Source organism: Streptomyces sp. A2-16 (assembly GCF_018128905.1).
Taxonomy (GTDB): domain Bacteria; phylum Actinomycetota; class Actinomycetes; order Streptomycetales; family Streptomycetaceae; genus Streptomyces.
The window spans coordinates 252,281-272,674 of sequence record NZ_CP063808.1; the positions used below are offsets into that span (position 1 = coordinate 252,281).

A 20,394-nucleotide genomic window follows, 5' to 3' on the forward strand; every position below is an offset into this window, starting at 1 on the left:
CGCCGGACGCCGTGCACCCGAAGCCCCGGGCGGCGGTCAGCCCTGGCGGTCGCCGGCCCGGTCCGGTACCGGGGGTGGGATGTCCGCGGTGTCGAAGCCGCCCGAGATGATCTGTGTGGCGAACTCCGACAGACGCAGGTGACGGCTGCGGGCGTACGAGCGGAACGCGGCGAAGGCGTCGTCGACGGAGGACTCCCAGCGCTCCGCCAGCACGCCCTTGACCTGTTCGATCAGGATGCGGTTGCTCAGCGCGGTCTCCAGCTGGCTGTTCTCGACGTGCGACTGCTCCAGCGTGCGCTGCTGGAGGATCGCGATGGTGGCCACGTCGGCGAGGGCGCGGGCGAGCGCGATGTCGTCGTCGCCGAGGTGGTGCGTGTTGGTCTGGAAGAGGTTGAGCGCGCCGACGACCCGGCTGCGCAGGCGCAGGGGGATGGCGTGCGTGGCCACGTACCCGGTCTCGCGGGCGCGGACGGCGAAGCGCGGCCAGGCCACGGTCGTCTCCGGCCGTGTCAGGTCGATGTTGGTGCGGGGATTGCCGGTGCGGTAGCACTCCACGCACGGGCCCTGGTCGTGCTGGAGCGCGAACAGCTCCAGCAGCCGGGTGTGTTCGTCCGACGCGGCGATGATCTGCAGTTCGCCGTGTGCGTCCGCCAGCAGGATGCCGGCCGCCGACACGTCGAGCAGCTCGACGCAGCGCGTGGACAGCCGTTGCAGCAGGTCGATCACGTCGAAGTCGTCTACGAGGGAATCCGCGACCTCCACGAAGATCTCGGCCAGACGTCGTTCGCGGGCCATGCCGATCATCCCTTTCCTCCGTCGGGCGAATTCGGCCCGCTTCCATCGTCGTCGAAGTCGTCGGTGAAGTCGCCGGTGTGGTCGTCGCGGAAACGGAGTCTGCGGGCGACCACGTCCTGGGCCACTTCACCGAGGGGGCGCTCGCTGCCGTAGGCGTGGGCCCGCAGACGCAGCAGCGCTTCCTGCATGGACACGCCGAGCTGGACGCTGATCATTCCGGTGGCCTGGTGCACGGCTGGGCGGTGCAGTCCCGACGGCGGCTCCGGAACGCCGGGCGGCGAACCGTCCCCGTTGCGACGCAGGTCCCCGCCCAGGAGCGCGCCGGTCAGCGCCGCCGCCAGGGCGGCGGCGTCCGCGTACTGCTGTGCGCCCATCCGCGGTTCCCTGGCACACAGCACGGTCAGTACGCCGACCCGGATGGCGCCGATGCCGAGCGGGAAGCAGCAGACACCGTGCACCCCCAGCTTCGCGGCGGCGGGAATCAGCGCGGGCCAGCGCTCGGAGCGTACCCGCTCCAGGTCCGGCTCCAGGACGGGCGAGCCGGTACGGACCGCTTCCGGCCCCGGGCCCTCGCCCAGCGTGAACTGGAGCTCCTCGAAGCGCGCGCTCAGCCCGGGGTGACACCACAGGGGCTCCGGCGTCCGCTCGGCGCCGACGAGAAGGGTCAGCGCGACGCCCTCGGCGCCGAGGACCCGCGCCCAGGCCGGCGCCGGATCACCGGGCCCGTCCAAGTGCAGTCGGCGCAGCACCTCGGACATGCCGTCGCTGATCACGGTGCCCGATTCTGCCACGGGCGGGACTCCGCACCGCGCGGCACGGAACGGGCATCGCCGCAGGCCGTGCGGTCCGGTGCCGGGCGCCCGGCGGGCCTGCCCTGCCAGGCCTCCCGGGGGCTGGCGTACCGGGGGAACCGGGTCAGCAGGCCGCAGGACCGGAACAGCATGGTCGTGCCCGGCCGGACGTGGACGACACGCACCCAGCCACCCCGCCGACGGCTGGCGTGCCACGCCGCGCACAGCGGATCCAGGACGCTGCCGTCCATGAAGGTCACGTCGCGCAGGTCGACGATGAGGAACGGCGGGCCGCCGTCGCACCGGGCGGCCTCCAGGTCGTCGGCGAAGGCCGACGCGGTCGTCACGTCCAGCTCGCCGCCGGCCCGGACCACACGGCACTCCTCGAACAGATCGGGATACGGGCTCATCCGCGCTCAGCTCCTTGGCGGGGCAGTGGCTTCAGCTGTGCGCAGGGCCTCTGTTGCGCGGAGTGGTGCTGCACGGAGAGGGCCGGGGTCACGGGCGGCCGTGTACCCAGCGTACTGCCGCGCACACGCGCGGCGCAGGGCGGTGCGGACCGGGGACGTCACGGTGTCGGCAGCCGCAGGGCCAGGAGGGCCACGTCGTCCGTACTGCCGGGCGGCATGCGCGCGAGCAGCTCGTCGCACAGTGTGTCCAGCGGTGCGTGGGCGAGCGCGAGGGCGTGGCGGCGCAGCCGGACCAGGCCGGAGTCGAGGTCGCTGCCGGGGATCTCGATCAGGCCGTCGGTGTAGAGGAGGAGGGTGGAGCCCGGCGGCAGGGACAGCGTGGCGTCGGGCCGGCTCGCTCCGGTGGCCCAGGAGGCGCCGAGGACGAGTCCCTGTCCGGCTTCGAGGTACCGCGCCTGTCCGTCGGGCGTCAGGAGCAGCGGCGGCGGATGTCCGGCGCTGGTCCACCGCAGTGTCCAGGGACCGGTGTGCGGGTCGCCCTCGATCCGGGCGAGGACGAGGGTGGCCATCGGGACGGTGGTGATGGCGGGCATGGCGTCGTCGAGGCGGTCGACGACGGCGCCGGGCGGTTCGGTGTGGTCCCAGGCCAGGGACCGCAGGATGCCGTGGAGTTGGGCCATCCCGCCCGCCGCGGTCAGGTCGTGGCCCACGACGTCCCCGATGACCAGCGCGAGCGCGCCGTCCTTCAGCTCGAACGCGTCGTACCAGTCGCCGCCGACCTGGGAGCCGACCGGGGCGGGCTGATAGCGGGCGGCCAGTTGCAGGAGGCCCGGCTGGGGGAGCGGGGCGAGCAGGTTGCGCTGCATGGCCTCGGCGACGGCGCGCTGGCGGCCGTAGCGGCGGGCGTTGTCGACGACCAGGCCGACCCGGCGGCCGATGTCGCTGACCACGTCCAGGTCCGCGGTGTCGAACGGGTGCGCGGGATCGGTGCGCACCAGCGTCAGCGCACCGGTGATCTGCCGCTTGGAGCCCAGCGGCACCGTGATGACCGACATTGCTCGCGCCGCGCGCAGGAAGTCGCTGTGGAGGGCGGCCAGGGGGGAGCCCTCCGCGCCCGCCGCCCTTGCTTCCTCCTCCTGTTGCCGCAGCACGGGAGGACCGCCGTTCAGTACCTGGACGAGAGGCGACCGGTCCTGCTCCGCGGTCTCGGGCAGGTGCTCGCGCCCGCCCTCCAGCTCGGCCTCCCGGCCCGCCGGACCGGTCACGCTCACCCGGTGGACCTGCCCGGAACCGGAGCGGAGGTCCACCGCCGCCCAGTCGGCGAGGCGCGGGACCAGCAGGCGGCCCAGCCGGGCCAGTGCCTCGTCCGTCTCCAGGGTCTGGCCCAGCACGTCGGTGATCTCCGCGACCAGCGTCAGCCGCTCGTTGAGGTCCTCCAGCGCGCTCGTGTAGGCCGCGCGTTCACGGCGGGCGCCGTGGTCGCCCGTGACGTCGGTGAAGAGCACGGCCATGCCCTGGAGGGAGCCGTCGGCCTCCAGGGGAGAGGCGGACCAGGAGATCGTGACCAGGCGACCGTCACCCCGCAGAAAGCCGTCGCCCTCCCCGTGCGCGGCGGCCCGCTCGTCCAGCGCCTGGAGCAGCGGGCACTGCCTCCGCGGGAGCGTGCTTCCGTCCGTGTCCCGGTGCAGCAGGTCGTGGGCGTCCAGCCCGCGCATCGCGCGGGCGGCCCGGCCCAGCAGCCGTTCGGCGGCCGGGTTGGCGGCGAGGATGCGCCCGGCCGGGTCCACCACCATCAGCGCCGTGCCCAGCTGCTCGACGACCCGCGACCAGAGGTCCGGACCGGCCGTCGGACCCGACCGCCGTTCACCGCCCGCGTCCTCGGCCATGCCGCCCTCCAGTCGTGGCGGCCGTCAGCGGACAGGACGCCGTCTGGCGCGCAAGGACAGCCGTACCGCGAAGAAGATCATGTCGGCGACGAAGATCGCGACACCGATGGCCAGAAGATAGCCCAGGCCGCTCGCCGCCGTGCCGATGATTCCCAGCACGACGGCCACGAGGACGAGCAGAAGAAACAGCGCCATCAACGCGAACACCTCCTCCGTGCGAAGCAACCGGTCAACGGCGCGCGAGTTGACGTTCGCCCCTTGCTCCCGGCCGGTACGTCAGGTCGTAGTGCCGGAAGATCTCCTCCTCCTGCTCGGCCGGCAGCACGTCGTCCGTCCCGATCGACGGGGCCTTGCGCACCTGCCCCCGGTCGTAGGAGACCTTGACGTATCCGGGCCCGAGGACCGCGTCGTCGAGGGGTACGAAGACCAGGCGGTGGCGGGTGGGCAGCCCGGTCCTGACGGTGGCCATGGCCGGTTCGTCGGTGACCGTGTCCACATAGACCGCTTCGAGCATGCCGATCCTGCGCTGTCTGGGGTCGACCACGTCATGGTTGCGCCACTCACGGATGTCGGCTGCACGGATCATGGGCGCTCCCTGTCGTCTGGGGTGCTTCCCCGGGCTGTACGACTGACCCGATGCGGCCGTGTCGAAACGCGGGTGCGTGCGAAGCGGTTCCTCCGCCGCCCGTACGGCCCTTGCGGCCTCTTCGAGGAGTACCCTGGAGTCACCGAGGATATTTCGCGCACCGGCTTCCATGTCTGTGTCGTTTTCGGCGATCGAATACGCCGGGCCGGTTCGCGGCCGGCCCGGGGCAGGGTTCGCGTCATGACTGCGACCATCTCCCTCCCGACGGCAGCCGAAGCCGAAGACCGTTCCTCGTCGTCCCCACTCCGTCTGTCGCTGTCGCCCGCCGGTCCCGCACCGGCGCTGCTGGACGGCGCCTGGTGGCCCCGATCCCGCGATCTGACGGCGGAACTCCCCTCTCTGACCGCCGTGCTGGACCGGCTGTGGGGGCGGATCACCCGGGTCACCGTGAATCCCACCCACTGGCCGGTCGTCCCGCGCAAGGTGCCCGTCGCCGGGCACCTGGTGAAGGTGGGCTCCTTCCTGGCCGAGCAGGACGCGCACGAACTGCTGTTGCTCTCGTACCACGTCGGCCGCTGGAACCTCCTCGTGATCCCGCCCCGTACGGACCCCGTCTCGGCCGCCTGGCTGATGACCGCCGCGAGCGACCCGCTGGGCACGTCGACCGCGAGCCGGCTGGTGGAGGAGGCGGCACGCCTGCGGGCGGTGTCCGTGGCCGACCGGGCCGTGGAAGCGGTCTGGGACTCCGAAGGAGGGCACACGGCCCGGTCCGTCCCGGACTCCGGCCGTGACGCCCGCGATGCCGTATCGGCCGACGGGTAGCAGGCACTCCCTGTCCGTCACCGATCCGTGACCGAACGAACTGATCCGAACAACTGACGCGTACCACCGCAGCCCGTGACCCCGGCCGCAGCACTGATCAGGACAGGCCGGGGTCTTCGCGTGTCCTGTCCCGTTCCGAGCCGACCGGGCTCCCGACACGGCCGTCCGGGCCCCGGCGGTCCCCCTTCAGGACACGATGCCCGCCGGGTGCGGACCCTCCGTCCGATCCCGAGGCGCATCCCCGGACGGCCGACCCACCACCGCCGTTCACCCCCTCAGCACACCCCCCGTGTTGGCGGTACGCCGCGACGGGCACCCCGAAACGAGGAGTCATGCCCCTACCTCAGCTGCATGTCTACCGGCACGACCATGCCGACCGCACCCTGATCACCCTCGCGGGAGAGATCGACCTGGCCACCGCCCCGCTCGTGCGCGCCGCGCTGGACGCATGCGCGCGCGACGGCATCCGCACCGTCGACGTCGACCTCACGGCGGTCACCTTCTGCGACGCTTTCGGGCTCAACGTCTTCCTCGCGGCGTTCCAGCACTCCACCCATGCCCGAAGGGTCCTCCAGCTGCACTATCCGCCGCCGGTCATGGTCCGTGTCATCGAGATCACCGGCTCCGGCTTCCTGCTCCACGAACCGCACGTCGTCAGGTCACCACGCAGTGGGGTCCGCGCCGCGGTGGGCGAGGCGCCGTGACGCCCCCGCTCCGCCGCGGGCCGCCGCAGGGGGACGACCGCTCGGGCCCACCGGCTGAACCGCGGTCGTCGGGGCAGATTCTCGGCGTCCGCGTGGGCCGTGAGGCGGGAGGGGGCTGCCGACTCCTGCCGTACGGCAGGCGCGGTCGCCAGGTGGCGCAGGGCGCGTACCGAGGTCGGGGTGCGCCCGCGCGCGGGCCGCCGCAGGGGAGACGACCGCTCGGCCCACCGGCTGAACCGCCCGGCGGGCCGCGGCGATCCGTCGGCTGTCGCACCCCCGGTCTCTCCGGTCGAGGGCGTCGGGGCAGATTCTCGGCGCCCGAGTGGGTCGTGAGGGGGCCGCCGACTCCTGCCGTACGGCAACCGAGTCCGAGGCGCGGCAGGTTCCCGTGCATGGTCTTGCCGCAGCTCCCGGTCGGCACGATGGGCCCGTGGACGACGGCCCGCACATCGGGGTCGTGCGGCACGGGCCCGGCTCGGAGTCGGCCGGAACGCCTGGCAGGGCCAGGGCTCTCCGTCCCTGGAACGGTTGATCCCGCTGCACCCTCGCTGACAGCTGTCTCCTGGTCGCGAAGCACACGCAGGGTGGGTGCCCCGCCCGTCGCCCGGGAACGGGGGCTCAGGGCTCACCTCCGGCTCATCCAGGTGAAGGTTCAGGTCAGCGCCACGCTTCGAAGCGATCGGGGCGCCCCCCTCAAGGTGCGCGCACGAAACAAGCCCCAGACCGCTGACCGGGGTTTCCATAAGAACGGGTGACGAGAATCGAACTCGCGCTCCCAGCTTGGGAAGTGACGGTGCTTGACCGGTCCTACGTCGATTTCTCCGGGCTTTATTGCCGACGGCAGTGACAACGGCTCCGGCGTAACACGCCGGAGCCGCCCTTTCAGGGGGTTGCACGTGAGAGTGAACCACCCCACAGTCAATAGTACTGCGGACAGTGCGGCTCGGAAATGTCTCGAGCGGTGCCTCGGTCGTGCTCTTCCCGCGGCCTGCCAGGCGCCGGATGCCCGGTGTGCCGGTGGAGCGTGCTGCGTGAATCGCCCGTGGCTGACGGCGGCGACCAGACCCTCACTCATCGGATAGTCCCAGGCAATGGGCCAGATTCTCGTCACGATACCAAGATCATTAAGTCGTCTCGTCTCGGGTGATGTCGGTAGGGTCGACGGCCCGCATGGGACACATGTGATCTCGTGGCGGTGGTCCCCGCTCCGCCGATCGTGCCGTATGGGGCCGTCTCTTGCGGCAGTTCAGATTTAAGAGCCATCCAGTCCATTAAGTATCCCTATGTATTTCGAGGTTGATTCGGCAATTCCGAAGAGCCCGCTCGCATGAAGTCATCGGCGGGCATTCTCCTCAGTAATATGCCAACGCCAGAAGCAGGCGATTCTGTGCAACCGGGATCTGCCAAGATTTCATCCTTACCAAGGAGTTGGCTCCTCGATTTCACTGAACATTCCTGGTGCGCCGCTACGGCGCACCATGTCGGTGTGGATCACGGCGGTGGCGGCTGTGGTGATCGCCGCCGTTGTCCTCGCTCTGACGCCGACGCGCGCAAGTGCCATTGCCACCCCCGTGCCCATCGGTACGACGCTGGCCACCTACGGAGTGCTGGGCGGTGCGACGGTCACCAACACCGGCCTCACGGTGGTCGATGGCCTCAACGTCGGTGTGAGCCCCGGTACAGCCATCACCGGGTTCCCGCCCGGCGTTGTGACCCCGCCCGGGACTCTGCACGCGGCCGACGCCCACGCGGGCCAGGCCAAGGTCGAGCTGACCACGGCGTACAACCAGGCTGCCGGACAGGCGCTGACGGACGCGGTGTACAACGACGCTCCCCACGAGTTCGGCGGTCAGGTGCTGACGCCGGGCCTCTACAGGGCGAACAGCAGCGCACAGATCACCGGCACACTCACCCTGGACGCCCAGGGCAACCCCAATGCCGTCTGGGTGTTCCAGATCGGTTCGACTCTGACGACGGCGGCCGAGAACAGCACGGTGAGCTTGGTCAACGGCGCCTCGCCGTGCAATGTGTTCTGGCAGGTGGGCAGTTCGGCCACGCTCGGTACCCACACCTCGTTCGTGGGCACCATCCTGGCCAACGCCTCGATCAGCGCCACCACGGGGGCGACCATCAACGGCCGACTGCTGGCCGATGCGGGCGGTACCGGTGACGGCGCCGTGACGCTGGACACCAACAGGATCTTCCTGGGGCCGTGCGCGGCCGGGGGCACGGGTGGGACCACCGGTGGCGTGATCACGGGTGGAGTGATCGCCGGCACCACGACGGGCGGCACCACGACGGGCGGCACCGCGACGGGCGGCACCGCGACGGGCGGTACTACAGGCGGCATCATCGGCGGCGTGCCGACGGGTGGCGGAACCGGCGGCGGCCTGGGCGGTCTTCTCGGCGGCGTCCTGACGACGGGCGGAACCACCGGTGGCGCCCTGGGCGGCCTCGTCGCCGGCACCACGGGCAGTGTCACGGGCGGTGGCACCGGCGGTGCGACCGGTGGCAACGAGCATGACCACGGCGGGAAGCCCCAAGACCACGATCACGGTGGGAAGCCGGGCGGCCACGGTGGGAAGCCCGGCGGCCACGGTGGGAAGCCCCAGGACCACGATCACGGTGGGAAGCCCGGCGGCCACGGCGGGAAGCCCCAGGACCACGATCACGGTGGGAAGCCGGGCGGCCACGGCGGGAAGCCCGGCGGCTATGACAGCGACTACGAAGGCCACGACAAGAAGACTGCCTGACTCCATGTGAGCGAGCAGAACGAGCGGCGCGCGGCGGATCGTTGTCGATTCCGTCGCGCGCCGTTGGCGAATTCTCAGGAGAAGCGATGAGAGAAGCCAGGACCAGAGTTGAGCCGACGGAACAGAGAGATCGGGGTGGGAGAACCCCTGCGCACCACCACCCGCCTGCCAAGCCTTCGCCCGTTCTCCTGAGAGCGGTGACGAGCGCTGTGGTGATCCTTTGCCTGGCGACGGCCCTGGCCCATGTTCTCCTCGTATTTCTGCACGTGGCCCCACCGAATCCCCTCTCCCGGCAGTACAGCCGCCAGATCAATGCATGGGTCTTCCCGCTGTTCGAGCAGAACTGGCGGCTCTTCGCGCCGGATCCCGAGTCGGTCAACCGGGAGATCTCGGCGAGGACCATGCACACCGGCCCGGACGGCACTGTCCAGGTGAGCGGCTGGGTCGATCTGACGGCCGTCGACAACTCGGCGGTGGAGCACAACGCGTTCCCGAGCCACACGGCACAGAACACGCTGCGGCGGGCTTGGAGTTCGTACTTGGAAACCCACGGTGGTGACGATCACTCTCACTCGGAGCGGGCGCTGATGATCCAGCAGTACCTGACCAACATCGCCGCAGAACGCATCTCCGGCCGTCGGGGCGGTGACTTCGAGTCGGTCCAGCTGCGGGTGATCACGGTGCCCATCGCCGCGCCTGCCGCGGGCGGGCCAGATATGGCCGCCGCCGCACCGAAGTCTGCCGAAACGCGGTATCTGCCCTGGTGGAAGGTGACCTCCCATGGAAACTGAGCAGGTACGCGCACCACACCGGATCGTTGCGTTTCTCACCGGCCTGACCGAGCGGCCGGTCTCCCTCTACGCCGCGGCCGTCCTGCGTATCGGTTACGGACTTCTCTACCTCGTCTTCCTGTTGCGTGAGTTTCCGCACCGCGACGAGATCTGGGGCCCCGGGTCGCCGTGGACGCCCGAGCTGGCGAGGCAGCTGTTCGACCAGACGGGGTGGGCCAGCATCCTCACCCTGTCCGACAGCCGGGCGTACTTCGAGGTCTGCTACGCGTTGGCCCTCGTCACGTCCGCGCTGTTCATGCTGGGCTGGCGGACCAGAGCGGTGTCCGTGCTGTTCGCTGTCGTGGTGGCCTCGTTCCACGCCAGAGCGATCTTCATGACCGACGGGGGAGACAACCTGATCCTCCTCATGGCCCTGTACCTCGTCTTCACCGCATGCGGCAGGCGCTGGTCGCTGGATGCGCGCAGAACCTGCCTTCGGGCCTCCGCGGGCACAACGCCGCGCACACCGATGGCCCTGGGCGCAGAGGAACTCTGGCGATTTCGCGAGACGTTGACGGCGGTACTCCACAACTGCGGCATGTTCGTCATCGCGGCCCAGGTCTGCTTCCTCTACGGATCCGCCGGTCTCTACAAGGTGCAGGGCAACTCGTGGGGCAACGGCACCGCCCTCCACTACGTCCTGAACCTTGACCTGTTCCGCCCCTGGCCCGAGCTCTCGCTCATGGTGGACGAGCACGACGTAATGATCAGCATCGCCTGCTACCTGACGGTGCTCCTGCAGGTCGCGTTCCCGTTCGTCCTGTTCGGACGGCTCAAGTACCCGGTCCTGACCATGTTGTTGGGCATGCACCTGGGCATCGCCGTCATCATGGGGCTGCCCCTCTTCTCCGGCGCGATGATCATCGCGGATGCCGTGTTCCTGCCGGACCGCTTCTACCGGTCACTGGGCCGTCTGTGGCGGCGCACCAGCGGGCGGCCAGGCGCTTGGAGCACTGGGGCTCCGTCGGTCGGAGGGCCGCCACTCGTGCCGTCGCAGTCCGTACCGTCGAGCAACTGAAGGCATTGTGGCCGAGTGTGTGCCGCACATGCCCGAGTGCTGGCCTGGGGCTTCAAGAACCGCGGCTGATGACAATCGAACTCGCGCTCTCCAACCGGGGAAGTGATGGCACCTGCTCGCCGAGCGGACGGACGGGGCACGCGGGTGAAACGAGGTCGGTGCGGGGGACGGCTGCGGCAGCGCCTCCCTAGGCGGGGACACCGGGGTGCCTGAGCGGTGCTCCCGCCTGGTGGAGGCTGATGAGAGCCAGCCGGTAGGAGGCGATCAGCCCGGTCTCGACGTAGTCCACGCCCAGTTCCTCGCAGTAGCGGCGGACGATGGTCCGGGCCTTGCGCAGGTTGGGGCTGGGCATGCTCGGGAACAGGTGGTGCTCGATCTGGTGGTTCAGCCCACCCAGTGCGAGGTCGGTGAACCGGCCGCCGCGCACGTTGCGTGAGGTGAGTACCTGGCGGCGGAGGAAGTCCGGTCGGTCCTCGCCCGTCAGGATCGGCATGCCCTTGTGATTGGGCGCGAAGAGGGAGCCGAGGTAGACGCCGAACAGGCTCTGGTGGACGGCGACGAAGGCGATCGCCATGCCGGGCGGCAGCAGCCAGAGCAGGAAGGTCAGATAGAGCGCGAAGTGCCCGAACAGCAGGGCGCCGTCGAGCGCCCGGTGCTTGAGCGAGCGATTGCCCAGCGCCTTCACGCTCGACACGTGCAGGTTGAAGCCCTCCAGGGTGAGGAGCGGGAAGAACAGGAATGCCTGCCAGCGGCCGATCAGACGGGGGAGCCCCTTGGCGGCCCGGGCCTGGTCCTGGGACCAGACCAGCAGGTCGGGGTCGAGGTCGGGGTCGAGCTCCTCGTGGTTGGGGTTGGCGTGGTGGCGGGTGTGCTTGTCCTGCCACCATCCGTAGCTCATCCCGACGCCGGTGCCGGCGATCCGGCCGGATGCCTCGCTGGCCCGGCGCCGGCGGAACACCTGGCGGTGGGCCGCGTCATGGGCGAGCAGGGCGACCTGGCCGAAGACGACGGCCAGGAAGCCGGCGGCGGCCAGGGTCCACCAGCTGTCGCCGACGAGCGCGACGGCGGCCCACCCACCGACGTAGAGCGCGGCCACTACGGTGATCCGCACTGCGTAATAGCCGGGACGGCGCTCCATCAGGCCGGCATCGGCGATCTTTCTCGACAGTCGGGCGAAGTCACTGCCGGACGTCTCCGAGGGCGGGGGGCGGACCGTGGTGTTGGTGGTCATGTCGCTCAAGCTCTCTCCGAAGGAGGCAGATGGGCAGGCGCCGCCTCGGGAGTTGCTGAGACCGGGCCACGGCAGGTACGTGCTTCCGCCGTTGCGGATGCACAAAGCGCGACCGCGGAGCAAGAACGAGGTCTGTCTCGTCTGTCGGCGGCAGCGCAGGTTCTCTGTCCACAGGCGAGTTCCCTGCCAGGCGGGTCTCACACTGCGGCAGATCAGGGCCGGTGCGGCGGTCCGCGCACGTCGGGGAAGGACCGGGGACGGCTGGGGAAGGAGGGCACCACTGATCGCCGAGGGGGCACTCGGCACGGTGATGGGCAGTCAGCACGGCGCTGGGCGAGGGCAGTCGGCACGGCGCTGGGCGTGGGCAGTAGGCACGGCGCTGGGCGAGGGTCAGGCCGCGGTCTCCGTGATGAGCACGGCGACGGTGGCCGGGCCCGGGGTGTCGGTGCCGGCCGCCTCGGCCACCGCCTCCCGGACGGCGCGGGCGACTTTCAGCGGATGGTGTCCGGGGCCGATCGCGAGGTGAACCTCGATGTGCCGGCCGGGTGGATCATCGTGGTCCTCCACCCTGACCGGACGGCTGCCCAGTACGGCCGTGAGGCGGGCGACGCCCGGCACACCCGCGGCGACGGCCGCCAACTCCCCGGCGAGGCCCCGCACGGGCCCTGTTCCGGTCACCGGAAGCGAGTTCCGCGCGGCTTCGGCTTCCGGCGTGGGCCGCATGTCCGTCGCCGCGGTCCCGGACGTCGCGCCTGCCTCCGGGGCCTCACCGACATCCGTCACGCGCATGTCAGCCGTCACCGTGTCCAGCCCGAGCCGTTCAGCGGCAGCGCCCAGCAGTGTGGTCCTCAACTCGTCGGCGGTCTCCGGCAGCGGCCGCACGAGGGACGCGGTGAAGGCGGCCTCGATGGTGAGCGGGCCGGGCGGCAGCGCGCCGGCCGGCGGACGGACGGCCGGCTCGGACACGGGTTGGAGCGGCGCCGACCCGATGCGCAGGGACTCCAGCCGGACACCGGGGACCTCGGCGGCGGTGCGCCCGAGAACCTGGACGGCCGCTTGCTCGGTGATCCACGTCCCGTCGCGGGGCCCGCCGAGCGGGAGCAGTCGGCCCAGGCCGGGCCGGCTTCGCGCTGCCTGCGTCCACGCCTCGGTCACTGGCCTCTCACCCCTCTTCCGCAGCCGCGGTTCCTGTCACGCGGCGCTCTGCCCGAGTGTCCGCGAGAGCTCGGGGCTGGGGCCTCGGACCACTCGTCGGACCATCTCGTCTCACGCCGTGCAGCCAGGCAAAAGGTACTAAAAAGACTATGATCCTAGTAGTCAGTGCTCTGTGCCTCACGAGGGAGGAACATCCCGATGACTGAGAACACCAGCGGCAGGCTCGGCACGGCGCCCGGTTCTCGCGGCCGCACGACCATCGCCGATGTGGTGGTGGAGAAGATCGCCGGAATGGCGGCACGGGACGTACCCGGCGTCCATGCCCTGGGCAGCGGATTCGCCCGCTCGATGGGATCCATGCGGGAGCGGATGCCCGGCGCCGGCAGCGGCAAGTCCGCCGCGCGCGGGGTCAGCGTCGAGGTCGGCGAGCTGCAGGCCGCCATCGATCTGGAGCTCGTCGTCGAATACGGCGTCGCGATCCCGGACGTGGCCGCTGCGGTGCGGGAGGACGTGATCTCCGCGGTGGAGCGGATGGCGGGCCGGGAAGTCGTGGAAGTCAACATCACGGTCAGCGACGTGAAGCTGCCCGACGAGGAGGACGAAGGGGAGGAGCGGCAGCGGATCCAGTAGCCGGGGTGGCAGCCGGCGTGAGTGAGGGAGCGCGAAATGAGCAGGGCCGTGGTGGGCTTGATGGCCGGAATGGCGCTGGGTTTCGCCGCGTATTTCGGTGACTTCTGGGCTTTCCTGCTGGTGTTGGTGCTGGGCCTCGTCGGTCTCGTCGTCGGGCGGTTCCTGGACGGTGATCTCGAACCGGGCGACTTCGTCCGCCGCCGGGACCAGGAGGATCGGATGAGCGACGACCGGCGACAGTCTCGAGGAGACTGGCGGCGGTGAGCGGGGAAGCCGACCGGCGTCCGGGCGTCCCTCGCGGGGAGCGCGGGGCGACCGCCGTCACCGAGCGGGTCGTCGCGAAGATTGCGGCCCGGGTGGCGCGCGAGGCGCTGAGCAGGTTCGCCGAGCCGGTCGCCCACGTACCGCCCGGCCGCCGTACGCCGCACGTGAGCACAACCGTACGGCGGGCGCGGGAACGGACCGGCGCGGGACGGGACGCCGATTCCGCCTCCGGACGGCAGGCGGCACTCGGCGAGGCACGGATGCACATCACCGTCGATCTCGGCTATCCCTCCGACATCGGGGCGCAGTGCGCCGCGGTGCGCCGGGAGGTCACCGAGCGGGTCAGGGCGTGGGCCGGCGTGGAGGTGTCCTACCTCGCGGTATCGGTCGGGCAACTGCACTCGGCGCATTCGCGGCACACGGATCGGGAGCGGGTGAGATGAGCGCGAACACCTCGCAACAGCCGACCGGTGGCAGCGACCTCTCCTCCGGTCCGGGACAGGCGGCTCCGTCCGCCGACGGCACCCCAGGGGCGGCCGAGGGCGCTACCGAGGTGATCGACGGAACGGGCCGGTCGACACGCCGCTTCTGGTCGTCGCGGCGGATTCCCGCGGCCGTGGCAGCCCTGCTGTCCGCCGTGGCCGTCGGCTTTCTCCTGTACGACGTGGTCGCGGTGCGGGCGGGCCGGGATGCGATGCGCTGGCGGCGGCGGCTCGCCGAGGAACTGGCCACCCGGCCGCTGGACGACGTCTGGATGATCGTCGGGGCCGCGGTCGCGATGGCCCTCGGCCTGTGGCTCTTCGTGCTGGCGGTGACGCCGGGGCTGCGTCGGCTGCTGCCCATGCGGCGGCCGACCGGTCACCCCGGGGCGGAGGACGTCCGCACCGGGCTCGACCGCCGCGCGGCCGCCCTGGTTCTGCGCGACCGGGCCATGCAGGTGCCCGGTGTCCGGTCGGCACGGATCGATGTCGGCCGCCGCAAGGTCAAAGCCCGGGCCCAGGCGCATTTCCGCGATCTCGACGAGGTCCGCGGGGACCTGGACACCGAGCTGGGCGAAGCCGTGACGTCCTTGGGCCTGGCCCGGCGACCCGCACTGGCCGTGCGCGTCCGGCGCCCCAAGAAGGGCTGAGGTGATCCTCGTGCTCAGGACGGTGAACCGGATACTGCTCGGGCTGCTCGGCCTCGGACTGTTCGCCCTGGGCGGCGGCGTGCTGCTGGGCGCACTGGACCTGCAGCGCCACTGGGATTTCGACATGCCGGGCTGGTGGCCCTTCCGGGGGCCGGACGATGTGCTGCTGGGCACCTGGGGACGCACCCGGTGGCGGGACGAGGGCTGGTGGTGGCCGACCGTGATCGCGGTGCTCGTCGTGCTGCTGGCCCTGCTGCTGTGGTGGCTCCTCGCGCAACGCAGGCACCGCCTGGACCGTGTCCTCGTCGACAGCGAGGACGGCGTGCCGGCCCGCCTCGACGGCCGCGCGCTGGAGACGGTCATCGAGGAAGAGGCACAGGCCCTGGACGGGGTCTCGCGGGCGCATGTCCGGCTGACGGGCCGCCGCACCGCTCCGACCGCACGTGTGCGGCTGCTGCTGGAGCCGCACGCCGATCCGGCGCGGGCTGTCGGACGACTGAGCCGGGAAACCCTCGCGCACGCGCGGGACTCGACCGGCCTGGACCACCTGCCCTCGAAGGTCCGGCTCCGGGAAGCCCGCCACCGCGCCAGACGCGCCACCTAGGACCCCCAGGGCCACGCCTCGTGGGAGTATCGGCGTGAGGCGCCCCGAGGCGCCCGTGATTCCTGTCGCGGCCTTGCGCGCCGGGCCGTCGCGTACCGCTTCCCGGCCGAGAGACCTCGCGGATCCCGTACGGCTCCTTTACAGGAGGCATCCCGTCATGTTCCTGTTCCTGACGCTGCTCATCGCCGGAATCGCCCTGGTCGCCATAGGCGCGGCACTCGACGACGTGCTCTATCTGATGTCCATCGGCGTCCTGCTGCTGATCGTCGATCTGCTCTACCTGGCGACCCGCTCCATCTGGCGTTCCACCCGGCGCCCGGCCCACTGAGCGGCGTCCCCGCCTGCGCGGGGACGGCTGTGTCGCTGAGTGTCATTGGGGCCAAGTGCCGTGCAGAGCAACGGACTTGGACGCGCCGGCCCACCTCGACATCGTCCGCATCCTGAGACGAGGAGTCTTCGGGCCCTTTGTCGCACTGCGCCGGACTACCATGTTGTACAAGCGTCCCAGACCCCGGCGGCTTGTCGTTCGACGACACAGATGGCTGCGTGGAGCGGACCTTCCGTCCGTCACCCGACGCATCCCTGGAGAGAACCGGGCGGACCCCATGTCCTGTTGCGCAGGCCCTCCGGCCGTCCGTCGTTCCGCCTCCACCGCACATACGTCCCTGCCGACTGCGCGCCAGGAGGAGCCGGGACTCCGGCCGTCCCCGTCTCGCTGCCGGACGGTCTTCGGAACGAGGCGTCATGCCCCTCCCACGGCTCACCGTCCACCGTCATGACCGACGGAAACGGGCACTGATCACCCTGGCCGGTGCGATCGACCTTGAATCGGCACCGCAGGTGTGCGCAGCACCGGCGCGATGCCCGAGCGACGGCATCCGCGTCGTCGATGCCGGCGGCCCCACCCCTGTGGCCTTCCGCGACCGCAGCGGCCTCAACGCCTTCCTCTGCACATCGCAGCAGGCCGAGGAAGCCGACGGGATCGTACGACCGCACAACCCGCCACACGCACCGGGGCGGATCCTCGACCTCACCGGCTCGGGGTTCCCGCTTCCGGGCCGTCCGCTCGGGCATCTGCCACCGGCTCTCGGGTACGTCCCTGCCCCGGCCGCTCCCGCCCTGCCGCACCGGAGTGCTCCGCCGGTGCCTGTCCTCACCGGCGGTGTGCGGTGACGGCCCAGGCCGGGCAGGGCCGGCCGCGCGAGCCGCATGCGGGCGAGCCGTCCACCTCGGACGCGGTGCGGTTGCGCCGCGTGAACCGCTGGCTGGCGCAGGACCTGAGCGGGGAGCTGGCGGATCTGTACGTCGACTCCCGACAGACGTCCGCCGCCGAGGCGTACCGCACCCGCAGTCGCCAGGACTTCCTGAACCGTCTCGCCGGCGACATCCGACGGCCGGGGTTCGCCATGGTGATCGCGGAGACGGACCACCTGGTGGGGTGCGCCTTCGGGTTCCCGGTGGCCGGTGACGGCTTCTGGTGGCGCGGGTTCGACGGAGCACTGCCGCGGAGCATCGAGCAACTCACCCTGTCCGGTGGCGTCTTCGCGATCACCGGCATCCTGGTCCGGCCGCGCCCGCGGGACCGGGAGGTGGCGCGCCGTCTGCAGGAACGGCTGCTGAGCGGCCATCAGGCGTCCCTCGGAGCCACCTTGGTGGATCCGGGCGATCTCCAGACCCTCGCGTCGCTCCGCTCCTGGGGATGGCTGGACCTGGGAGAGGTGTGGCGGCCCGCGGGCCCGACAGCGTTGCATGCGCTGGTGTTCCCCCTCGGGGAACGAACCACGGCGCGGCTTGACGGCCTGGCCCACGATGCCTGGACGCGGTGGCCCGGATGAGGAACGACAGCCGGTCGTCCCGGATCCAGGTGCTGGTCGCCGAGCAGGCGGCCCGACGCGGCGCCCCGGTCGGTGTGGTGGACGTGTGCACCGCCGCCGTGGCCGCATTGCCGGTCGGCGGAGCCGGGGTGTCGGCGATGTCCGGGAACACCGCGAGCCATCCGCTGTGCGGCAGCGACGACATCAGCGAGCAGTTGGAGGAGCTCCAGCTCACCCTGGGCGAGGGCCCCTGCCTGGACGCCTTCACCCACGGCTCGGCCGTCCTGTCCCCCGATCTGCTGACCGGCGCGCTGCAGGACCGCTGGCCCGTGTTCGCCGACGCGGCCCTGGAAGCCGGGGCACGGGCGGTCTTCGCGCTCCCCCTGCAGATCGGGGCGATCAGCCCGGGAGTCCTGGACCTGTACGCCGACGTGCCGACCGTGCTGGACCCGGAGGAGCTGGCCGACGCGCTGGCCTTCGCCGATCTCGCGACGCTGCTCCTGCTCGACGCGCGGATCGATGAGACGGGCGCGCGGGCCGGCGCGTCGGGTGCGCGGGCCGGTGCGTCGTCACCGGACCACGGCTTCGAGGATCTGGGCGGGTACCGGGCGGAGATCGACCAGGCCACCGGCATCCTCACCGTCCAGCTCGGGGTCGGTATCGACGAAGCCTTCGTCCGGCTCCGCGCCCACGCCTACATGCAAGGGCGCCGGCTCGCCGACGTGGCCGCCGACGTGGTGGCCCACCGGCTCCGGTTCTCCCCGGACAGCGAACCGGAACGGACCGACAACGGCAACTGACCCATCGGCTCAGGCCGACGAACGCGCTGCGCCTCCCGCCCTTCCCGGCGGGACCAGTCTCACATCGAGGACATCACGATGAATCAGCAGCTCTTGGCCAAGACCTTCGTCGAGCTGGCGGACAACCTGGTCGCCGACTTCGACCTCATCGATTTCCTGCGCCTGCTGACCGACCGCTGCGTGAGCATGCTCGACGCGAGCGCCGCCGGGGTGCTGCTCGCCGACCGGGACGGCAAACTGCGCGTGATGGCCGCCTCCGACGAACAGGTGCGTCTGCTGGAGCTCTTCCAGCTCCAGAACGACCAGGGCCCCTGCCTGGAGTGCTTCAGTACCGGCGCACCGGTGATCGTCCCCGACCTGACCCGCGAGGTCGACCGCTGGCCGCGCTTCGTCACGGCGGCCCACCGCAGCGGGTTCGGTGCCGTCCAGGCCCTGCCCATGCGTCTGCGGGACGAGACCGTCGGCGCCCTGAACCTCTTCCGTGCCGCCCCCGGCCCCTTCGACCCGCCCGCCACACTCATCGCGCAGGCCCTGGCCGACGTCGCCACGATCAGCCTCCTGCAGCAACGGTCCGCCCAGCGCAGCACCGTGCTCAACGAACAGCTGCAGACCGCGCTGAACAGTCGCGTACTGATCGAACAGGCCAAGGGCAAACTCGCCGAACGCCAGGGCATCGACATGGAACGGGCCTTCACCGCCCTGCGCGGTTACGCCCGCGCGCACAACCGGCGACTGTCCGACGTGGCCCGCGCCTTCATCGACGAGTCCGAACCCCTCCCCGGACTCATGGCCTGACGACCCTGGCCGACGGCTCATGGAAGCCGGTCATGATCCGGAGTGGCATTCGTCAACGTGCTCTCGACACCGAGGAGTTGTGGGAGCTGGGCAGGGGCCGCCGGGATGAACGGAGCCTCGGCGGGTGGTTCGGCCGGCTCGGTCGGCGACGTCGGCAGGATGCGGTCCTCCCACCAGGACAGTGCCATCACAACGGCGAGCAGGACAAAGGGAGTCGAAGCCGGAACGATCAAGGCGTACATGCGTGCCGCCAGGTCTGGGATGCGTGCGACGCGGCGGGCAGCAGATCGTTGCCCGCTTGAGGCGCATCGGGGGCGCCGGGATCGCGTGACGCCGAGCGTGTGCGGGAACGGACTCGCTCGTGACGCGGCGGGTCCCGGCACCGATGCGCAGGGTGCGCCCTCGGAAGGAGCGCGAGAGGTGATCGACGCTGCCGGGGGCAGGGGCGGCATGCCGCACGCTACCCCTCACAGCGGTTCCCCGACAGGTGTCAAGCAGCCATCCACGCCGGGCGGACGCGCTGACCTCGCACGGTATCCACAACCGTTGTGCAGGACTACGCTCTGATGTGAGGCCCCAGTCCCCGGTATCGACGCACTGTCCAACTCCCGGGGAGGCCTACCGTGTTCGTCCCGCTCCTCATCCTCATCGCCGCCCTGTTCGGCCTCGGCTTCCTGCACCCGATCTGGTGGGTGGCCGCAGCGCTGCTGGTCTACGGCGCGGCCCACCACGGCCGCGATCGTGGCGGAGGCCAGAGCTACAGCGGCGGTTCCGATCTCGGGGACTACCGGGACTACCGGGATCGTCGCAATCGTCAGGACCGCTGGGACCGCCGCTACAGCCGCCAGAACCGGGCGCGCTGGAGGCGCCAGGACCGCCGGGACCACGAACACCGGTGACTCGTGGAGCGACCTGGCAGTCATGTGTTCCGGACGGCTTCAGCCGGGCCGGACACGTCGAACTCCTTGAGAGGTGCATGTCATGCATCGCACGACCCTGTTACATGAGGACTTCTGGAAGCTGCGGGCCGAGGCCACGTGGGGGAACGCGGCCGCTGGAGACGATCTCGGCGCACTGCGCGACGAGAACGCTCAGCTGCGGCGGGCGCTGGCCGGACGTGCCGTCATCGACCAGGCCCGCGGCATGATGATGGTCCTGACCCCCTGAGGCCGCGGAACGGCCAGGGACCTCCTGGTCGACATCTCGCGGCAGTGCCACACCAAACTTGCCGAGGTGGCCACGTCCATGGTCGCCGCCTGGGAGGGCAAGCCGCTCCCGGAGCGGACGCAGCGGGCGCTGCAGCGGGCGATGCGCAAGTTCTACGCGGAAGACCGACGGCGCGGCTCATCCCCGGCCGACGAGCGGTCCAGGTAGGGA

At 70.9% G+C, this 20,394-nt stretch carries 26 protein-coding genes; 18 read left to right on the forward strand and 8 right to left on the reverse strand.

Annotated features, from left to right (window positions below; all coding sequences use genetic code 11):
• Nucleotides 1-36 precede the first annotated feature (36 nt).
• From IOD14_RS01215 to IOD14_RS01240, 6 genes are all read right to left on the reverse strand, one after another.
• Entirely contained in the window at nt 37-804 is a 768-nt protein-coding gene (locus IOD14_RS01215; protein ID WP_212669445.1) for a GAF and ANTAR domain-containing protein, read from the reverse strand.
• The gene (locus IOD14_RS01220; protein ID WP_249125792.1) at nt 801-1,586 is read right to left on the reverse strand and encodes an ANTAR domain-containing protein; all 786 of its coding nucleotides are present in this window, start codon (nt 1,584-1,586) and stop codon (nt 801-803) included. Before IOD14_RS01220 ends, IOD14_RS01215 begins: the two co-directional genes overlap by 4 nt.
• On the reverse strand, nt 1,565-1,996 hold the full coding sequence (locus IOD14_RS01225) for an STAS domain-containing protein (protein ID WP_212669446.1): 432 nt from the start codon (nt 1,994-1,996) through the stop codon (nt 1,565-1,567). Before IOD14_RS01225 ends, IOD14_RS01220 begins: the two co-directional genes overlap by 22 nt.
• A 158-nt stretch (nt 1,997-2,154) precedes the next feature.
• The gene (locus IOD14_RS01230) at nt 2,155-3,882 is read right to left on the reverse strand and encodes a SpoIIE family protein phosphatase (protein ID WP_212669447.1); all 1,728 of its coding nucleotides are present in this window, start codon (nt 3,880-3,882) and stop codon (nt 2,155-2,157) included.
• A 24-nt stretch (nt 3,883-3,906) separates the two neighbouring features.
• Nucleotides 3,907-4,077, reverse strand: coding sequence for a hypothetical protein (locus IOD14_RS01235; protein ID WP_174269190.1), 171 nt, complete (start codon nt 4,075-4,077; stop codon nt 3,907-3,909).
• A gap of 34 nt (nt 4,078-4,111) precedes the next feature.
• Complete coding sequence (locus IOD14_RS01240; protein WP_123990587.1) at nt 4,112-4,468, reverse strand: PRC-barrel domain-containing protein; 357 nt, start codon at nt 4,466-4,468, stop codon at nt 4,112-4,114.
• A gap of 240 nt (nt 4,469-4,708) precedes the next feature.
• Between IOD14_RS01240 and IOD14_RS01245 the strand changes: the two genes are divergently transcribed.
• The 5 genes from IOD14_RS01245 (at nt 4,709) to IOD14_RS01265 (ending at nt 10,595) form a co-directional block, all read left to right on the forward strand.
• Nucleotides 4,709-5,290: a DUF5994 family protein gene (locus tag IOD14_RS01245; protein ID WP_123990588.1), complete on the forward strand. Its 582-nt coding sequence runs from the start codon at nt 4,709-4,711 to the stop codon at nt 5,288-5,290.
• 332 nt (nt 5,291-5,622) lie between these two features.
• The gene (locus IOD14_RS01250; protein ID WP_123990589.1) at nt 5,623-5,994 is read left to right on the forward strand and encodes an STAS domain-containing protein; all 372 of its coding nucleotides are present in this window, start codon (nt 5,623-5,625) and stop codon (nt 5,992-5,994) included.
• Nucleotides 5,995-7,565: 1,571 nt separating this feature from the next.
• On the forward strand, nt 7,566-8,747 hold the full coding sequence (locus tag IOD14_RS01255; RefSeq protein ID WP_249125793.1) for an ice-binding family protein: 1,182 nt from the start codon (nt 7,566-7,568) through the stop codon (nt 8,745-8,747).
• 197 nt (nt 8,748-8,944) lie between these two features.
• Complete coding sequence (locus IOD14_RS01260) at nt 8,945-9,538, forward strand: DUF5819 family protein (RefSeq protein ID WP_349252423.1); 594 nt, start codon at nt 8,945-8,947, stop codon at nt 9,536-9,538.
• Complete coding sequence (locus IOD14_RS01265; protein ID WP_123990592.1) at nt 9,528-10,595, forward strand: HTTM domain-containing protein; 1,068 nt, start codon at nt 9,528-9,530, stop codon at nt 10,593-10,595. Before IOD14_RS01260 ends, IOD14_RS01265 begins: the two co-directional genes overlap by 11 nt.
• Before the next feature lie 187 nt (nt 10,596-10,782).
• Here the strand turns inward: IOD14_RS01265 and IOD14_RS01270 are convergent, their stop codons facing one another.
• Together IOD14_RS01270 and IOD14_RS01275 are read right to left on the reverse strand one after the other, a co-directional pair.
• A complete protein-coding gene (locus IOD14_RS01270; RefSeq protein ID WP_212669449.1) occupies nt 10,783-11,826 on the reverse strand; it encodes an acyl-CoA desaturase in 1,044 nt (347 codons plus the stop codon).
• A gap of 390 nt (nt 11,827-12,216) precedes the next feature.
• Nucleotides 12,217-12,981: a hypothetical protein gene (locus IOD14_RS01275; RefSeq protein WP_123990594.1), complete on the reverse strand. Its 765-nt coding sequence runs from the start codon at nt 12,979-12,981 to the stop codon at nt 12,217-12,219.
• A gap of 198 nt (nt 12,982-13,179) precedes the next feature.
• Between IOD14_RS01275 and IOD14_RS01280 the strand changes: the two genes are divergently transcribed.
• From IOD14_RS01280 to IOD14_RS44100, 13 genes are all read left to right on the forward strand, one after another.
• Nucleotides 13,180-13,611: an Asp23/Gls24 family envelope stress response protein gene (locus IOD14_RS01280; RefSeq protein ID WP_123990595.1), complete on the forward strand. Its 432-nt coding sequence runs from the start codon at nt 13,180-13,182 to the stop codon at nt 13,609-13,611.
• Nucleotides 13,612-13,647: 36 nt separating this feature from the next.
• A complete protein-coding gene (locus tag IOD14_RS01285; protein ID WP_123990596.1) occupies nt 13,648-13,875 on the forward strand; it encodes a hypothetical protein in 228 nt (75 codons plus the stop codon).
• Entirely contained in the window at nt 13,872-14,318 is a 447-nt protein-coding gene (locus IOD14_RS01290) for an Asp23/Gls24 family envelope stress response protein (protein ID WP_212669450.1), read from the forward strand. Before IOD14_RS01285 ends, IOD14_RS01290 begins: the two co-directional genes overlap by 4 nt.
• On the forward strand, nt 14,315-15,004 hold the full coding sequence (locus IOD14_RS01295; RefSeq protein WP_212669451.1) for a DUF6286 domain-containing protein: 690 nt from the start codon (nt 14,315-14,317) through the stop codon (nt 15,002-15,004). The genes IOD14_RS01290 and IOD14_RS01295 overlap by 4 nt, the downstream gene beginning before the upstream one ends.
• Before the next feature lie 10 nt (nt 15,005-15,014).
• Entirely contained in the window at nt 15,015-15,608 is a 594-nt protein-coding gene (gene amaP, locus IOD14_RS01300; protein ID WP_212673174.1) for an alkaline shock response membrane anchor protein AmaP, read from the forward strand.
• Nucleotides 15,609-15,765: 157 nt separating this feature from the next.
• Nucleotides 15,766-15,936 carry a hypothetical protein gene (locus IOD14_RS01305; RefSeq protein ID WP_212669452.1) on the forward strand — a complete coding sequence of 57 codons (171 nt, stop codon included), beginning with the start codon at nt 15,766-15,768 and terminating at the stop codon, nt 15,934-15,936.
• Nucleotides 15,937-16,352: 416 nt separating this feature from the next.
• Nucleotides 16,353-16,781, forward strand: coding sequence for an anti-sigma factor antagonist (locus IOD14_RS01310; RefSeq protein ID WP_123990599.1), 429 nt, complete (start codon nt 16,353-16,355; stop codon nt 16,779-16,781).
• Nucleotides 16,778-17,443 carry a hypothetical protein gene (locus tag IOD14_RS44090; RefSeq protein ID WP_249125795.1) on the forward strand — a complete coding sequence of 222 codons (666 nt, stop codon included), beginning with the start codon at nt 16,778-16,780 and terminating at the stop codon, nt 17,441-17,443. The genes IOD14_RS01310 and IOD14_RS44090 overlap by 4 nt, the downstream gene beginning before the upstream one ends.
• On the forward strand, nt 17,440-18,222 hold the full coding sequence (locus IOD14_RS01320; protein ID WP_212669453.1) for a GAF and ANTAR domain-containing protein: 783 nt from the start codon (nt 17,440-17,442) through the stop codon (nt 18,220-18,222). Before IOD14_RS44090 ends, IOD14_RS01320 begins: the two co-directional genes overlap by 4 nt.
• Before the next feature lie 78 nt (nt 18,223-18,300).
• Complete coding sequence (locus IOD14_RS01325) at nt 18,301-19,017, forward strand: GAF and ANTAR domain-containing protein (RefSeq protein WP_212669454.1); 717 nt, start codon at nt 18,301-18,303, stop codon at nt 19,015-19,017.
• A 623-nt stretch (nt 19,018-19,640) separates the two neighbouring features.
• Nucleotides 19,641-19,916 carry a hypothetical protein gene (locus IOD14_RS01330; protein WP_123990603.1) on the forward strand — a complete coding sequence of 92 codons (276 nt, stop codon included), beginning with the start codon at nt 19,641-19,643 and terminating at the stop codon, nt 19,914-19,916.
• Nucleotides 19,917-19,998: 82 nt separating this feature from the next.
• Complete coding sequence (locus tag IOD14_RS44095; RefSeq protein WP_249125796.1) at nt 19,999-20,184, forward strand: hypothetical protein; 186 nt, start codon at nt 19,999-20,001, stop codon at nt 20,182-20,184.
• 66 nt (nt 20,185-20,250) lie between these two features.
• Nucleotides 20,251-20,391 carry a hypothetical protein gene (locus IOD14_RS44100; protein WP_249125797.1) on the forward strand — a complete coding sequence of 47 codons (141 nt, stop codon included), beginning with the start codon at nt 20,251-20,253 and terminating at the stop codon, nt 20,389-20,391.
• Nucleotides 20,392-20,394 lie beyond the last annotated feature (3 nt).

What these genes read in the sequence shown, in the direction of transcription:
- IOD14_RS01215 (WP_212669445.1), bottom strand. Translation starts at nt 804, where the DNA reads ATGATCGGCATGGCCCGCGAACGACGTCTGGCCGAGATCTTCGTGGAG.
- IOD14_RS01225 (WP_212669446.1), bottom strand. Translation starts at nt 1,996, where the DNA reads ATGAGCCCGTATCCCGATCTGTTCGAGGAGTGCCGTGTGGTCCGGGCC.
- IOD14_RS01230 (WP_212669447.1), bottom strand. Translation starts at nt 3,882, where the DNA reads ATGGCCGAGGACGCGGGCGGTGAACGGCGGTCGGGTCCGACGGCCGGT.
- IOD14_RS01235 (WP_174269190.1), bottom strand. Translation starts at nt 4,077, where the DNA reads ATGGCGCTGTTTCTTCTGCTCGTCCTCGTGGCCGTCGTGCTGGGAATC.
- IOD14_RS01240 (WP_123990587.1), bottom strand. Translation starts at nt 4,468, where the DNA reads ATGATCCGTGCAGCCGACATCCGTGAGTGGCGCAACCATGACGTGGTC.
- IOD14_RS01245 (WP_123990588.1), top strand. Translation starts at nt 4,709, where the DNA reads ATGACTGCGACCATCTCCCTCCCGACGGCAGCCGAAGCCGAAGACCGT.
- IOD14_RS01250 (WP_123990589.1), top strand. Translation starts at nt 5,623, where the DNA reads ATGCCCCTACCTCAGCTGCATGTCTACCGGCACGACCATGCCGACCGC.
- IOD14_RS01265 (WP_123990592.1), top strand. Translation starts at nt 9,528, where the DNA reads ATGGAAACTGAGCAGGTACGCGCACCACACCGGATCGTTGCGTTTCTC.
- IOD14_RS01270 (WP_212669449.1), bottom strand. Translation starts at nt 11,826, where the DNA reads ATGACCACCAACACCACGGTCCGCCCCCCGCCCTCGGAGACGTCCGGC.
- IOD14_RS01280 (WP_123990595.1), top strand. Translation starts at nt 13,180, where the DNA reads ATGACTGAGAACACCAGCGGCAGGCTCGGCACGGCGCCCGGTTCTCGC.
- IOD14_RS01285 (WP_123990596.1), top strand. Translation starts at nt 13,648, where the DNA reads ATGAGCAGGGCCGTGGTGGGCTTGATGGCCGGAATGGCGCTGGGTTTC.
- IOD14_RS01295 (WP_212669451.1), top strand. Translation starts at nt 14,315, where the DNA reads ATGAGCGCGAACACCTCGCAACAGCCGACCGGTGGCAGCGACCTCTCC.
- IOD14_RS01305 (WP_212669452.1), top strand. Translation starts at nt 15,766, where the DNA reads ATGTTCCTGTTCCTGACGCTGCTCATCGCCGGAATCGCCCTGGTCGCC.
- IOD14_RS01310 (WP_123990599.1), top strand. Translation starts at nt 16,353, where the DNA reads ATGCCCCTCCCACGGCTCACCGTCCACCGTCATGACCGACGGAAACGG.
- IOD14_RS01320 (WP_212669453.1), top strand. Translation starts at nt 17,440, where the DNA reads ATGAGGAACGACAGCCGGTCGTCCCGGATCCAGGTGCTGGTCGCCGAG.
- IOD14_RS01325 (WP_212669454.1), top strand. Translation starts at nt 18,301, where the DNA reads ATGAATCAGCAGCTCTTGGCCAAGACCTTCGTCGAGCTGGCGGACAAC.
- IOD14_RS44095 (WP_249125796.1), top strand. Translation starts at nt 19,999, where the DNA reads ATGCATCGCACGACCCTGTTACATGAGGACTTCTGGAAGCTGCGGGCC.